Origin of the sequence: Bradyrhizobium sp. I1.14.4, from assembly GCF_050435825.1 — a bacterium.
GTDB lineage: Bacteria > Pseudomonadota > Alphaproteobacteria > Rhizobiales > Xanthobacteraceae > Bradyrhizobium.
The window spans coordinates 652,482-666,479 of the sequence record NZ_JBNDLA010000002.1 but is presented as its reverse complement, the minus strand read 5'-3'; the positions used below and the strand labels follow the sequence as shown (position 1 = coordinate 666,479).

At 63.8% G+C, this 13,998-nt stretch carries 14 protein-coding genes; 4 read left to right on the top strand and 10 right to left on the bottom strand.

The window, feature by feature from the left end:
* Together secD and yajC are read right to left on the bottom strand one after the other, a co-directional pair.
* Positions 1-1,602: a protein translocase subunit SecD gene (secD, locus tag ABIB78_RS06955; protein WP_429022926.1), complete on the bottom strand. Its 1,602-nt coding sequence runs from the start codon at positions 1,600-1,602 to the stop codon at positions 1-3.
* Positions 1,603-1,643: 41 nt separating this feature from the next.
* The gene (gene yajC / locus ABIB78_RS06950) at positions 1,644-2,000 is read right to left on the bottom strand and encodes a preprotein translocase subunit YajC (protein ID WP_166295821.1); all 357 of its coding nucleotides are present in this window, start codon (positions 1,998-2,000) and stop codon (positions 1,644-1,646) included.
* A gap of 190 nt (positions 2,001-2,190) precedes the next feature.
* Here yajC and ABIB78_RS06945 point away from each other — a divergent pair, with 190 nt between their 5' ends.
* The 3 genes from ABIB78_RS06945 (at position 2,191) to ABIB78_RS06935 (ending at position 5,702) form a co-directional block, all read left to right on the top strand.
* On the top strand, positions 2,191-3,186 hold the full coding sequence (locus ABIB78_RS06945) for an ATP-binding protein (protein WP_429022924.1): 996 nt from the start codon (positions 2,191-2,193) through the stop codon (positions 3,184-3,186).
* A gap of 74 nt (positions 3,187-3,260) precedes the next feature.
* Entirely contained in the window at positions 3,261-3,734 is a 474-nt protein-coding gene (locus ABIB78_RS06940) for a hypothetical protein (protein WP_429022922.1), read from the top strand.
* A gap of 339 nt (positions 3,735-4,073) precedes the next feature.
* On the top strand, positions 4,074-5,702 hold the full coding sequence (locus ABIB78_RS06935) for a porin (protein WP_429022919.1): 1,629 nt from the start codon (positions 4,074-4,076) through the stop codon (positions 5,700-5,702).
* 74 nt (positions 5,703-5,776) lie between these two features.
* Here the strand turns inward: ABIB78_RS06935 and ABIB78_RS06930 are convergent, their stop codons facing one another.
* The gene (locus ABIB78_RS06930) at positions 5,777-7,156 is read right to left on the bottom strand and encodes a peptidoglycan DD-metalloendopeptidase family protein (protein WP_429022917.1); all 1,380 of its coding nucleotides are present in this window, start codon (positions 7,154-7,156) and stop codon (positions 5,777-5,779) included.
* A gap of 110 nt (positions 7,157-7,266) precedes the next feature.
* Positions 7,267-7,923, bottom strand: a complete 657-nt coding sequence (locus tag ABIB78_RS06925; protein WP_429022915.1) for a protein-L-isoaspartate(D-aspartate) O-methyltransferase — start codon at positions 7,921-7,923, stop codon at positions 7,267-7,269.
* Between the two features lie 372 nt (positions 7,924-8,295).
* Between ABIB78_RS06925 and ABIB78_RS06920 the strand changes: the two genes are divergently transcribed.
* A complete protein-coding gene (locus ABIB78_RS06920) occupies positions 8,296-8,673 on the top strand; it encodes a response regulator (protein WP_429022912.1) in 378 nt (125 codons plus the stop codon).
* Between the two features lie 14 nt (positions 8,674-8,687).
* Here the strand turns inward: ABIB78_RS06920 and surE are convergent, their stop codons facing one another.
* From surE to ABIB78_RS06890, 6 genes are all read right to left on the bottom strand, one after another.
* A complete protein-coding gene (surE, locus tag ABIB78_RS06915) occupies positions 8,688-9,455 on the bottom strand; it encodes a 5'/3'-nucleotidase SurE (protein ID WP_429022910.1) in 768 nt (255 codons plus the stop codon).
* A 65-nt stretch (positions 9,456-9,520) separates the two neighbouring features.
* Positions 9,521-10,546: a hypothetical protein gene (locus ABIB78_RS06910; protein ID WP_429022908.1), complete on the bottom strand. Its 1,026-nt coding sequence runs from the start codon at positions 10,544-10,546 to the stop codon at positions 9,521-9,523.
* Between the two features lie 16 nt (positions 10,547-10,562).
* Positions 10,563-11,894, bottom strand: a complete 1,332-nt coding sequence (gene serS, locus ABIB78_RS06905) for a serine--tRNA ligase (RefSeq protein WP_429022906.1) — start codon at positions 11,892-11,894, stop codon at positions 10,563-10,565.
* Positions 11,895-12,081: 187 nt separating this feature from the next.
* Positions 12,082-12,888, bottom strand: a complete 807-nt coding sequence (gene tatC / locus ABIB78_RS06900) for a twin-arginine translocase subunit TatC (protein ID WP_429022904.1) — start codon at positions 12,886-12,888, stop codon at positions 12,082-12,084.
* The gene (gene tatB / locus ABIB78_RS06895; RefSeq protein WP_429022901.1) at positions 12,885-13,409 is read right to left on the bottom strand and encodes a Sec-independent protein translocase protein TatB; all 525 of its coding nucleotides are present in this window, start codon (positions 13,407-13,409) and stop codon (positions 12,885-12,887) included. The genes tatC and tatB overlap by 4 nt, the downstream gene beginning before the upstream one ends.
* Positions 13,410-13,560: 151 nt before the next feature.
* Positions 13,561-13,794: a twin-arginine translocase TatA/TatE family subunit gene (locus tag ABIB78_RS06890; RefSeq protein ID WP_244065649.1), complete on the bottom strand. Its 234-nt coding sequence runs from the start codon at positions 13,792-13,794 to the stop codon at positions 13,561-13,563.
* Positions 13,795-13,998 lie beyond the last annotated feature (204 nt).

The window sequence follows — 13,998 nt, the reverse complement described above, 5'->3', positions numbered from 1 at the left end:
TCAGATCGGCACGGTTTGCGGCCGCTTCCACCGCACCCATGCCGCGACGATCAGGCGCGTCAGGGTAAAGGCGGTGAACACCGTGGTGATGATGCCGATGCCGAGCGTCACGGCAAAGCCGCGCACCGGCCCGGTGCCGATGTAGAAAAGCACGGCGGCAGCGATGAAGGTGGTGATGTTGGAATCGAGGATGGTCGCCAGCGCCCGCTTGAAGCCGGCGTCGATCGCCGAGATCGCGTTGCGGCCACCGCGCAATTCCTCGCGGATGCGCTCGTAGATAAGCACGTTGGAATCGACCGCGATGCCGACGGTCAGTACGATGCCGGCGATGCCCGGCAACGTCAGCGTGGCGTTGAGCAGCGACAACAGCCCGAAGATCATGGCGACGTTGATGGCCACGGCGATGTTGGCGAACACCCCGAACAGCCGATAGGTGATCAGCATGAACACGATGACCAGGATCGAGCCGACATAGGCCGCGAGCTCGCCCTTTTCGATCGAGTCCTGCCCGAGGCCGGGACCGACCGTGCGTTCCTCAATCACGGTCAGCGGCGCCGGCAGCGCGCCGGCGCGCATCAGGATCGCCAGATCGTTGGCCGACTGCACGGTGAAGCTGCCGGAGATCTGGCCGGAGCCGCCGGTGATCGGTTCGCGGATCACCGGCGCGGAGATCACCTTGTTGTCCAGCACGATCGCAAACGGCTGGCCGACGTTTTCCGCGGTCGCCTGAGCGAATTTGCGTGCGCCCGAGGTATTGAAGCGGAAGCTGACGATCGCCTCGCCCGTGCGCTGGTCAAAGCCGGGCTGGGCATCGGAGAGTTCGCCTCCGGAAACCAGAACCTGCTTCTTGACGACGTACGGAACCGGCGGCGGCGAAGCACTCATCAGCAGTTCGGAATCCGGAGGCAGCCGGCCCTGCTGGGCCTGGTCGGGCGACACCGAGGTGTCGACCATCCGGAATTCCATCTTGGCGGTCTTGCCGAGCAATTCCTTCAGGCGGGTCGGATCCTGCAGGCCCGGCACCTGCACCAGGATGCGGTCGGTGCCCTGACGCTGGATCACCGGCTCGACCGTGCCGAGTTCGTTGACGCGCCGTTCGACGATCTGGATCGATTGCTCGATGGTTTGGCGGATACGCTCGGTGACCGCGGCCTGCGGGACGGTCAGGCGGATCAGGCCGCCGCCGGCATCCGCAAGCTCGAGGCTGCGCTGGCCGCTGGAGCCGAGCAGTCCGCCAAGCGGCTGCGACAGCTCGCGGAGCTTCGACAACGCCGTCGCCTGGTCGCCTTCCTTGGAAATGCGGACTTCCACGGCGTCGTTGCGTGTGTTGAGGCCGGTGTACCCGATCTTGGCTTCACGAAGCACCTTCCGGGCATCGTCGCGAATCTGATCGAGCTTCTCCTTCTTCACGTAGTTGGAGTCGACCTCGAGCAGCAGATATGAGCCGCCCTGCAAGTCGAGGCCGAGGACGAGGCGCCGCTGCGCCCAGGCCGGCCAGGTCTTCACCTGCGCTTCGGGGAAGAAATTGGGCACGGCGCACAGGCAGACCACCAGCGCTGTCAGGATAATCCCCAGCGCTCGCCACCGCGTGAAATACAACATCGAATTGACCTGTCAGATTCGGCAAAAGGCTTCCGCGGCGATCAGCTCGCGGACGCCTCGTCCTTGGCGTCGCCCTTCGCAGGCTCACCCTTGGTCCGCACGCCCGAAATCATCTGCCGCATCTGGCGCACGCGAACGCCGTCCGAGATCTCGAACTCGATCTGGTCGTCGTCGACCACCTTGGTCACCTTGCCGACGAGGCCGCCCGAGGTCACGACAGTGTCGCCGCGGCGGATGTTCTTCACGAGGTCGGCATGATCGCGCACCTTCTTCTGCTGCGGGCGCAGAATCAGGAAGTACATGATGACGAAGATCAGCGCGAATGGCAGCAGCGACATCAACATGCTGTTGGTGTCAGTGCCAGCTCCAGCCTGGGCAAACGCAGGAGTAATCAGCATTCGAACGATCCTCGGATAAGACGGGAAAGAACCGGCAGTGCCCTCGGGTTCGGGGCGGTATGGCGGTCCGGACAAATTCGCGCGGACTATAGCGGCCGCGGTCCCAATTGCAACGTTAACGGCGCTTCATTTAGGGCGCTTGCGGGACCGCCGCCAGCCCGATAAGGCTGCGCCGTCAGGAACTGGACAAATGCCGAAAAAAGCCAAGAAATCCACCAGCAAAACCACCAGTAAAACAACCAGCAAAGCAGCCCCCAAAGCTGCCGCCAAGCGCGCCGCAAACGCCGCGACAAAACGCCCGGCAACGGCGCTCGACGGCGCGGCCGCCGAGCGGATCGCGAACGCCCTTGAGACCATTGCCAGCCGCCTCGCGGCCGCCTCCCCGACCTCCGATCCGGCCGAGTCGTTCGGCGCCACGGACGCCTTTGTCTGGCACCCGGACGGACGCCTGGCCCCGGTGCCGCGCGTCAGCCGCGTCGAGATCGGCCTGCTCAAGGGCGTCGACCGGATGCGCGATATCCTGATGGAGAACACCGAGCGCTTCGCCAACGGACTGCCCGCCAACAACGCCCTGCTGTGGGGCGCTCGCGGCATGGGCAAGTCCTCGCTGGTCAAGGCCGCGCATGCCAGCATCAATGTCGACCGCAAGCCCGCCGACCGGTTGAAGCTGATCGAGATCCATCGCGAGGACATCGAGAGCCTGCCCGGTTTGATGGAGCTGCTGCGCAACTCCTCCTTCCGCTTCATCGTGTTCTGCGACGACCTCTCGTTCGACGGCAACGACGCCTCCTACAAGTCGCTGAAGGCCGTGCTGGAAGGCGGTATCGAGGGACGCCCCGACAACGTCATCCTCTATGCGACCTCGAACCGGCGGCACCTGCTGGCGCGCGAGATGATCGAGAACGAGCGCTCGACTGCGATCAATCCGGGCGAAGCGGTCGAGGAGAAGGTCTCGCTGTCGGACCGCTTTGGCCTCTGGCTCGGCTTCCACCGCTGCAGCCAGGACGAATACCTCGCGATGGTGAAGGGCTATTGCGACCATTACGGCATTGAGATCGCCGAGGACGAACTCGAGCGCGAGGCGCTCGAGTGGTCGACCACCCGCGGCTCGCGCTCCGGCCGCGTCGCCTGGCAGTACACGCAGGAGCTGGCGGGCCGGCTCGGCGTAAGGCTGAGCGGGGCTTAGCGCGAGTTGCGCTTCCGGTCAGCCGGTCAGCCACAGGCCTTCTGAATTCGGCGCGGCATGGCTACACTCCACCCATGCCGGCCGACCCAAGCACGACTGCGAGACGATGTGGCGAGTGCACCGCTTGCTGCGATGGCTGGCTGAAGATCCGGATTCGTGACCACGACGTCCATCCGGGCCGGCCGTGCCCGTTCAGCAGCGCTGGCAAATGCACGATCTACGACGAGCGCCCGGTAGACCCCTGCCGGAATTTCGTCTGCGGCTGGCTTGCGCCGACAAGTCCGCTGCCCGACTGGATGCGCCCGGACAAATCCGATCTCATCTTCCTTCCCGCAAGCTTCACTTGGCGGACGATCCCGGTCGATGTCGCGGTTGCCGTCGGCCTGCGTCCGAAGGGGAAAGCGCGCGCCTGGCTCGAAGCCTTCAGCCGCGACACGCGGCGGCCCCTGCTGCTGCAGTCGGACGGAGAGTGGCACGCGTATGGGCCACCGCAATTCCTGCGTGACATGGTCGAGCGGATCTCAGCAGGCCACGATCCAATACGGTAATATAAAACCATTATCCGCCTGCGATCTGGCATCCATTATTCCAATACGCGTCCAAGATATTGCGACGCAACCGTAATTTGTCGGTACCTGTCGCAGTTTTGTACCGCGCGTTCATTGCGTGATTTCAATACGTTCTCTGCATTCAAAAATTTATTCCAAATAACAGATGCGACAAATTGATGCAGCGCAATAGTACTATAGTACCTATAATGTCACAGAACGTGTTTGTTAATCTCGCCGCGTTTCGACCCCATGTATCTGGTGTGTGGTATACATTACCGTTTCACCCGTTTGCGGCCTCAGCACCCCGCTGAGGTGATCCAGCAAATGGGGGATTAAATGAAGAAGGGACTTCTCGCAGGAACTGCATCCGCGGCGATTTGCCTGGCGCTCGCGCAACAGCCGATGCACGCGGCAACGCTCGACGACGTGATGGCACGCCTGGATGCACTCGAACGAAGCAACACGAAACTGGCCAAGGAGAATGCACAGCTACGCGACCGCGTTAATCATATCTCAGGGCATGCCGCCGCCGCTGGAACGCCTACCATGACGCCAAAGGGCAATCCTGTGCAGCACGCCGCCGTTGCGCCGTCCGCGACGTCACCGCCTCCCGAACATGCCGTCGTCAGCATCGGAGGTGCGCCGCTCTACAGCAAGGCACCGGGCGGCAACGCCTTCGTCGACAACACCACCGTCACGCTTTACGGCCACGTTGATCTATCGGGCGATTTCTTCAACGCGGGCGTATTCGATCAGGGCAACAAGTTCGGCGTCGCGAGCAACCTGACCTATTTCGGCGTGCGCGCGCGTCACAATCTCGAGCCGTACGGCTTCGCCGGATGGGCCGCCGTAGCCCAATTCGAATCCTTGGTCGAGGTTGCAGCAACTCCAACCGAGCGTGCCGCGTTCGGCACGCGCGACAGCTTCATCGGAATGGAAACGCCGTGGGGTGCGATCAAGGCCGGCAAGGCGGATACACCGTACAAGAAGTCCACGGCGAAGTTCGATCCATTCTCCGCTACGCTCGGCGACTACAATTCGATCATGGGCAACACCGGCGGCGACCTGCGCGCCGAGTTCGATTGGCGTGCAGCGCACGCGGTCTGGTACGAATCCCCTGTCTGGAACGGTTTCCAGGCGACGTTGATGGCCTCACCCGGGCAGAACACCGCCAAGGACAACAGCGACTTTGCGCTCGGCGACTTCAACTGTCCGGGTACGTCATCGCGCGGCAGCGGTAGTGGCTTCCCGCTGACATCAGCGCCGGAAGGCTGCACCGATGGCTCCTACGGTAACCTCTACAGCGCCTCACTGACCTACAATCAGGGGCCGTTCACAGCGGTCGCCGCCTATGAGATGCATGAGGGCACCAACCGTACCGGCGACGAAGCCGTCACGCCTTTAAGCAATGGCGGCGTGTTGATCGTGCCGCCGGGGGCCGTCGGCATCGCCAACGAATGGGCTGCGAAGCTCGGCGCCGGCTATGGCTTCAACGACGGCATCGGTAAACTGCAACTCTACGGCATCTATGAGATTCTGCGCCGCGAGAACACCGTTGCTGATTTCAACGAGCGATCGCGCGACGGTTATTTCATCAGCGCCACGCAGTCGGTCGGCGCCTGGGATGTGAGTGCGTCCTGGGCTCATGCCAACGCCTCTCCCGGGTCACCCGGGACCGGCGTGTTCAACAACTACACCGTTACTCCGGCAGCGGGATCGGCCGACTTTGCGCTTAACACGGCGGACAGCAGCGCCGACCAGTATGCAGCGGGCGTCAAGTACCACTTCAGCCCGTTTGCGACCTGGTACCTTGTCGGCAGTTATTTGCGCAACGGCCCCGGTGCGCATTACTGCCTCGGCGTGAGCGGCCATGGTTATGGCGTGTGCGGTCGCGACGCCAACAACAATGTGGTCGCCGGCAACAAGGCGAGCGCAGTGACAACCGGCATGACCTTCGACTTCTAATTCAAAACAAAACGGGGGAGGCTTGCGCCTCCCCCGTTGTCTTTGTTGTGAGACTTGGAAGTCCGACGCGTAACCTACGCGCCGTTGAGGAACTGGAGCGGATCGACCGGGGACGATCCCTTGCGGATCTCGAAATGGAGCTGCGGCGAGCCCGCCTCACCCGACTGGCCCGACTTGGCGATCACCTGGCCGCGCTTGATGGTATCGCCGCGCTTCACCAGGATTTCGCTCGTATGGGCGTAGGCGGTGACGTAGCCGTTGGAGTGGCGAACCAGCACGAGGTTGCCGTAACCCTTCAGCTCATTGCCCGAATAAGCAACGACGCCGTCTTCGGCCGCCTTCACGGGCGTGCCTTCGGGCACCGCGACGTTGATGCCGTCATTGACCTTGCCGTTGGTCTTCGATCCATAGGCGGTGATGACCTTGCCGCGCACCGGCCAGCGGAAGGTCGGCAACGCGCCGGTGGCTTCGCTCGACTTGGTGGCGACAGGCGCTTCAGCGGCGGCAGCCGGCTGTTCGACAGTCGCGGTCGGCTGGACCAGCCGCGCACTCTGCTGCGGCAGCGCGGTCGCGACGACCTTCGGCGCCGCCACGGCCGGTGCCGGAGCCACAGCGGCGACTGGCGCAGCAGCAACGGGCTGCGCGCCGGACGCTGGTGCCGCCATTGCAGTCTTGGCGCCGGGCACGACGAGCTTCATGCCGAGGTTGAGCCGGGCCGACTGATCGAGATTGTTGGCGCGGGCGAGCTCAGCCACCGGGATGTGGTGCTGGCGCGCGATGCTGTGCAGCGTGTCACCGCGATTGACATAGTGGATGCCGGAAGGCGCCGCTGCCACGGCGACCGGCCGCGCGGCAGGTGCCGCCATCGCCGGCGCCGCCGCTGACGCCGTCGGGCGCGGAATGATCAGCTGCTGGCCGGGCGACAGCGCGCGCGGTCCCTTGTAACCGTTGGCGCGCAGGATCTCGGCCGTCGACACGTTGTAGCGGCGCGCCAGCACTTCCAGCGTGTCGCTGGTGCCGACGATGATGGTGGTGCCGTTATGCCCGGCATGCGCCGCCGCGACCGAACGCGGAACGGTGCCGGTGGATTCGATCTGCGGGCGCGCGGACGGCGGTGTGTAGGACGAAAGCCCGTGCCCGCCTCCGGAGACGCCCGCGTTGGCGACCGGATAGGACTGCGGCGCTGCAACCGGCGGCGGTAACGGCTGCGACTGATACTGCGAGTACTGCGGTTGCGTTCGCGGCCGCGCGTATTGCGGCAGCTCGCGCGGCGGGGGCGCCTGCACGGTGCCGGTCGGCTGCGGATCAAACGCAAACGGATTTTGCGAGTAGGAGTTTTGCGAGAAGCGCGACGACATGTCCGCGCTGCAACCGGCAAAAGCCATGGACATCAGCGTCAGCACCGCAACCTGCGGTGCGCGACGCGAGCGAAGCAACTCAACAACCCCAGACATGGTTACTCACTCGTACGCAACAAAAGACTGTTTTGAGTAAACACGTACCGAGTAAATAACCGCTTAACCCTGCGAATAAGGCGTTGGCGCCAAGCGGCAAATCGCCAAATTCACAATTCGCGCGCGATTCCCGGCAGCGCCGGCACAAAGCGGACGTCGACCAATTCCTTGCGGTCGAAGCCGTTCTCCGTCCGTACCACCCGAACCAGGGTCTGGGTGCCCTGATGCGGCCCGACCGGGGCGATCAATATCCCGCCGGGATTGAGCCGCTCCAGAAGCTTCTCCGGAATCTCCTCCATCGCCGCGGTAACGATGATGCGGTCGAAATCGCCTGCCCCGGCCGGGACGTCGAAGCCGTCTCCGAGCAGCACCTCGATGTTGTGGTAGCCGAGCTTTTCGAGGCGCTTGCGAGCGCCGTCAGCCAGTGTCCGGTAGCGCTCGATGGTCAAGACCTGCTTGCACAGCCGGGAGAGGACGGCCGCCTGGTAACCCGAGCCGGTGCCGATCTCGAGCACGCGGTGATGCTTCTGCAGCTTCAGCTGCTCGGTCATGTAGGCCACGACGAAAGGCTGGCTGATGGTCTGCCCGCAGGCGATCGCAAGCGCACTGTCGCGATAGGCCTCGTTGCGATCGCGTGGGTCGACGAAGACCTCCCGCGGCACCTCCTCCATGGTGCGCAACACCGCCTGATCGCTCACCCCTCGCCGCCGCAGGGTGAGCTGAAACATCATCTTCTCGGTCGGATCGGGGGTCACGGCCATGTTCATCAGCGTCTCTGGGCGGCAGCGCGGAATCTTGCTCAGCTTGATGCCATTGAAATCCGAAATGCCACGTTAAGGAAAAATTTCCCGTTGCGTTTTGTTCCCGGTCAGGAACCATTGCGCGATTTCACCTTGGCGCCGGTCCGGCGGGTCCACATATAATCGAAACGACGCGCGGTTTAACGACCGGCTGGCGCGGGCTAGGGCTCGCGGTGAGCGGCCACGCGTCGCTGGCGTTGGGCGAATGCTGCGCACCAAGTCAGGGCGACGCGCCAAACACTGTTTGCGCGCCCGAAAAAGGGCCAATTCCGAAACGTTTGCGTTGCGCCTCGTAGTGTTATTTGCGAGCTTATTTCAGGGACGGGCAAGGATTCCATCATGACAGCGACACGGCCGGCGGGCTGTTCAGTTTTCCTCGTGGAGGACGAGGTCATGATCCGGATGATGGTCGCCGACATGCTGGAGGAACTCGGCCATAGCGTCGCTGCCGAGGCCGGCGAAATCGGCGAAGCAGTCAAGCTCGCGCAATCCACCGAGTTCGACCTCGCGATCCTCGATGTCAACGTCAATGGCAAGGTCATCACCCCGGTTGCCGAGCTGATCAACGCCCGCAACCGCCCCTTCATCTTCGCAACCGGCTATGGCTCGTCCGGCCTGCCGCCGGAGTATCGTGACCGTCCGGCGCTGCAAAAGCCCTTCCAGCTGGAAACACTGGCCCAGATGATCTCCAGCGCGATGAAGCGCGCGCCCGTTTAGCAGTCATCCCGAGATCACTTCAGCGTCGCGGTCAGCGCTTCCGAAAACGCTTCATCGGTGCGGTCGAGCCGTAGCGGCGTCACAGAGACGTAGCGCGCCGCAAGCGCGGCCAGATCGGTGCCTTCGGCCGGTTTATCCATCATCGCCGCCCGCTCGAAACCAATCCAGAAATATGGATTGCCGCGTCCGTCGTGACGGCGATCGATCTTCAGGAAACCCAGATTGCGCTTGCCTTGCCGCGTGATCCGGATGCCCTTGACGTCATCGGGCATGCAGGACGGGAAGTTGACGTTAATGACGGTATTCCTGGGAACGCCTGCGCCGATCACCTTGCGGATGATGTCTGGTCCGAATTTCAGTGCGGTGTCCCACAGCGGCGCGTTGCGCGTCTCGATCGAGAATTCCTGCGACAGCGCAAATGACGGAAAGCCCAGGATGGTGCCTTCCAGCGCGCCGGCGATGGTGCCGGAATAGACCACATCCTCGGCAACGTTGCGGCCCTTGTTGACACCGCTCAGCACGAGATCGGGCAGCTTGTCTCCGAGAATGTGGCGCGCGCCCATGATGACGCAATCGGTCGGCGTGCCGCGCACCGCGAAATGACGCGGGCTGACTTCGCGCAGACGCAACGGATCGTTGAGCGACAGCGAATGCGAGACGCCGGACTGATCGAGCTCGGGGGCAACGATCCAGACATCATCGGACAACGCGCGGGCGATCTGCTCGACGACCTGCAGGCCTGGAGCGTGGATGCCGTCGTCATTGGTGCAAAGAATTCGCATCCGTCAAAGTGCCTCTCGTACCGGTTCGACGCGGTTTTCTTGGGTCGACGGGCCGTCTTAACCGGCTAGGGCCGCCGAGGCAAACCTGACGAAGGCCCGTGCCATCGCGCCGACGTCACGCGCCACGGACGCACAAATCTGCCGCTGCCGGCAATCTTGCGCTCGAACACCGGCCAGGCGGGCCTGGCTCGCCCCAGCGGTGGCGGATTCCGAACGACCGCGACGCCAAGCGGTAACGGCGTCGGCGCGCGTGGCTCCGGCTTAGCCGGAGCGGCCTGGCGAGCTTCGGACCTGGCAGGCTCGGCCTTCGGATGTTCATGCTCCCGAGCTCCAGGTCGGAGCGCGTCGCGGGCGACCGCTGCCGTTTCGCGAAGCTCGGGTTTGGGAGGCTCAGTCCTGACAGGTTCGGACTTGGGCAGCTCAGACTTGGGCCGCTCAGATTTGGGCGGCTCAGATCTGGACGGCTCAGGTTTGGCGGCCTCGCGTTTGGCGAGCTCCGAGCTGGCAGGTTCAGCTTTCGGCGGCTCAACCGTCCGAAGGGCGGGTTTGGGCGGCTCGGGGGCGACCGGCGCGGTCTGGAGAAGCTCGGGCTCGGGAGGCTTCGGGAGCTCCGACTTTGGATCCTCCGACCTGGTGGGTTCGACGGCGCGAGGCTCAAGCCTGCGTAGTTTGGTTTCGGCTGGCGCCACAATGGGCGCCTCGGCGGGTTTTGCGACCGGCGCCGGTGCAGCCGATTTCGATTTCAGCCTGGCCAGCAGCTCCTCGATCGTGGGCACCGATGTCGCTTCGAGCGGAGCGCGCGGTGGGGCCGGCGGTATAGCCTGGACCGGAGGCGGCGGCGCAATCGTCGCTGCCGGTGGCAGATCGGCCGGCGCCAGTTGGACGAACTTGCCGCGCGCGATCTCCAGTGCCTTGTCGAAGTCCGGCCTGTCGATCCAGGCCTTCGATTGCAGCTCGGTCACGCGCGCTTCCCACAAGCGCGCGGCCTCGATGTCGTAATAGCCCATCTGCTTCTGATTGATCAGCTGCAGACCGTGGCCGGTGACGGCCCATTGTCGGCCAAGCCAGTGGATGTCACGGTGGAGCGGCATCACACTGGCCCTCGCCTTACATGCCGTGCTCGATGACCTTGAGCCCGCCCATATAGGGCTGCAGCACATCGGGCACCGCGATCGAACCGTCCTGCTGCTGATAGGTCTCCATCACTGCGATCAGGGCGCGCCCGACCGCCGTGCCGGAGCCGTTCAGCGTGTGCACGAAGCGCGGCTTGCCGTCGGGGCCGCGATAGCGGGCGTCCATGCGGCGGGCCTGGAAATCGCCGCACACCGAGCAGCTCGAGATTTCGCGATAGGCGCCGCCTTCGCCCTGCCCCGGCATCCAGACCTCGATGTCGTAGGTCTTCTGCGCCGAGAAGCCCATGTCGCCGGCGCACAGCGTCATCACGCGATAATGCAGGTCGAGCTTCTGCAGCACCTGCTCGGCGCAAGACAGCATGCGCTCGAGCTCATCCTTGCTGGCTTCCGGCGTCGTGATCGACACCAGCTCGACCTTTGTGAATTGGTGCTGGCGGATCATGCCACGCGTATCGCGTCCCGCCGCACCGGCTTCGGCACGAAAACACGGCGTCAGCGCGGTGAGCCGCATCGGCAGTTCTTTCTCGTCGAGGATGGATTCGCGCGCGAGGTTGGTCAGCGACACTTCAGCGGTTGGAATCAGGCCGAGGCGCTCGCCGCGCAGATCGGCATTCGGTGCCGAGAGCAATTCACCCTTGATCGCCCAGAACTGGTCGTCCTCGAATTTCGGCAACTGGCCGGTGCCGAACATCACGGCATCGCGCACCAGAAGCGGCGGATTGATCTCGGTGTAGCCATGCTCGCCGGTGTGCAAATCGAGCATGAACTGCCCGATCGCACGCTCGAGCCGCGCCAGCCCCTTCTTCAGCACGACGAAGCGTGCGCCGGACAATTTCGCCGCCGCCTCGAAATCCATGTCGCCGAGCGCGGTGCCGAGATCGTCATGCGGCTTCGGCGCAAAGCCGTAGTCGCGCTTCTTGCCGAACACATGGTGTTGCACATTGCCGTGCTCGTCGGTGCCGTCGGGCACCTCGTCGAGCGGCAAGTTCGGAATCGACGACAGCTCCCTGGTCAGCTCGTCGTCGGACGATTTCGCCGCCAGCTCGAGCTGCGGCATCGTCGTCTTCAGCTCCGCGACTTCGGCCATCAGCTTGGCCGCACGCCCCTCATCCTTGGCCTTCTTGGCGTCGCCGATCTCCTTGGAGGCCGCATTGCGCCGCGCCTGGGCCTGCTCGGACGCCAGGATCGCGGCACGGCGCTTCTCGTCGATCGCCAGCAGCGACGGCGACAAGGCCTCTAACCCGCGGCGCTTCAGGCCGGCGTCAAAGGCTGTCGGGTTGTCGCGGATGGCTTTGATGTCGTGCATGGGTCAGTCCTGGCGGGGCTACGCGTAGGTAAACTACAGCTATGTAGCTCCACTACCACGATGGTCATCACCCGCGAAAGCGGGTGATCCAGAATTCCAGAGACGTCAGAGTATCGTCGAGAAGCCGCGGCGTACTGGATGCCCCGCTTTCGCGGGGTATGACGGCCGGGTATGTGACCAAATCACCCTACTCGGCCGGATTGGCCGCCGGCGGGACGCTGGACGAGGTCGCCGTGGTCGCGGCCTTCTTCTCCACGATCCGGACTGCGATGATGGCGCCCTCATAGAGCGCGAGCAGCGGGATCGCGAGCGAGGCCTGGCTCAGCACGTCCGGCGGCGTCAGCACGGCGGCGATGATGAAGGCGATCACGATGAAGTAGCGCCGCTTCTCCTTCAGCATCTTCGAGGTGACGATGCCGATGCGGCCGAGCAGCGTCAGGATCACCGGCAGCTGGAATGCGATGCCGAAGGCGAAGATCAGCGACATCATCAGCGAAAGATATTCGCCGACCTTGGGCAGCAGCTGGATCTGCGCGGTCTCTGCGCTGCCGGCCTGCTGCATGCCAAGCGAGAACCGCACCAGCATTGGCAGCACGACGAAATAGACCAACATCGCGCCCATCACGAAGAATACCGGAGTGGCGATCAGATACGGCAGGAAGGCGTTGCGCTCGTGCCTGTAGAGGCCGGGCGCCACGAACATGTAGACCTGTCCGGCGACGATCGGGAACGAGATGAAGGCGGCGCCGAACATCGCGAGCTTCAACTGGGTGATGAAATATTCCAGCAGCTGCGTGTAGATGAATTTCGAATTCTCAGGCCCCGCCACCAGCACGAACGGCCAGACCAGCACGTTGTAGATCTGCTTGGCGAAGAAGAAGCAGATGATGAAGGCCACGCCGAAGCCGAGCAGCGCCTTGATCAGCCGCGAGCGCAGCTCGATCAGATGATCCATCAAGGGGGCTTTGGAGGCCTCGATATCTTCGGCACTCATGACGCCCTCGCGTCCTTCAGCACTTCGGGCTCCGCCGGCTTCACGTCCTGCGGTGGCGCCGGCTCGGGCTTCACCTCACTGGTGATCGCGAGCGGCTCGCTGGTGGCAGCGTGCGTCTCGGCCTCGACGAACGTCTCCGGCGTCGGCGCGGCCGGCGTCGTGGGCGCGGCCGGTGCGTCGCTTGACGTCACTGGTTCGTCAATCGCGGAGGCGACCTGCGCGTCGACCGGCTTGTCGATCTGCAGGGCGTCGCTGACGTCCTTCTGCAGCGAGGTCATGACATTGCCGCTGGTGATGCCGGTCGCGGCTTCCCTGACCTCGTCAAAGCTCTTCTTGAGGTCGGCCATCTCGGCCTCGCGCATCGCTTCCTGGAACTGGCCCTGGAATTCGGAGGCCATCTTGCGGGCCTTGCCCATCCATTGCCCGACCATGCGCAGCACGCCCGGAAGTTCTTTCGGGCCGATGGCGATCAGCGCGACGACCGCGATGACGACCAGTTCACTCCACCCGATGTCGAACATGAATTCTTCCGCCTAAGCGCGCCGCCATCGGCCCTGACAGGATTTGGGGCTGCCGGCGCCTTTTCTCAATCGGCGTCCATAGCGCGTCTCTGCGACGGCGTCACCGTTTCGCGCAAAGAAAAACGTCGAAATGTGCGACAGTACAAGCGCGTTAGACGGCCTTGCTGCCGACGTCCTGGCGCGCGGCCGACGGCGTCGCATTGTGATCGATCGACTTGGTGGGCTCGGTCTTCTCTGCAACCTTGTCGTCGTCCTGCATGCCCTTCTTGAAGGCCTTGATGCCCTGGGCAACGTCACCCATCAGGTCGGAAATCTTGCCGCGTCCGAACAGCAGCAGGACCACTGCGATCACGACGATCCAGTGCCAAATGCTCAGCGAACCCATCCTGCAACCCTCCAGAAATGGCCGGCGGACCGGCCTGAACTTTGCCGGAAGGTAGGCCCGCGGGGTGTCAAAAACAAGGACCTCGGCCGCGGCAAATCGCTGTCGCGGCTACGTAATATTGCTAGGCTTAACCGGGAATATTTGGGGCTATTCGCCCCTGTCCTCGGCGCCGTCGTCATCACCCGCGTCGTCGGCGCGCTCGTC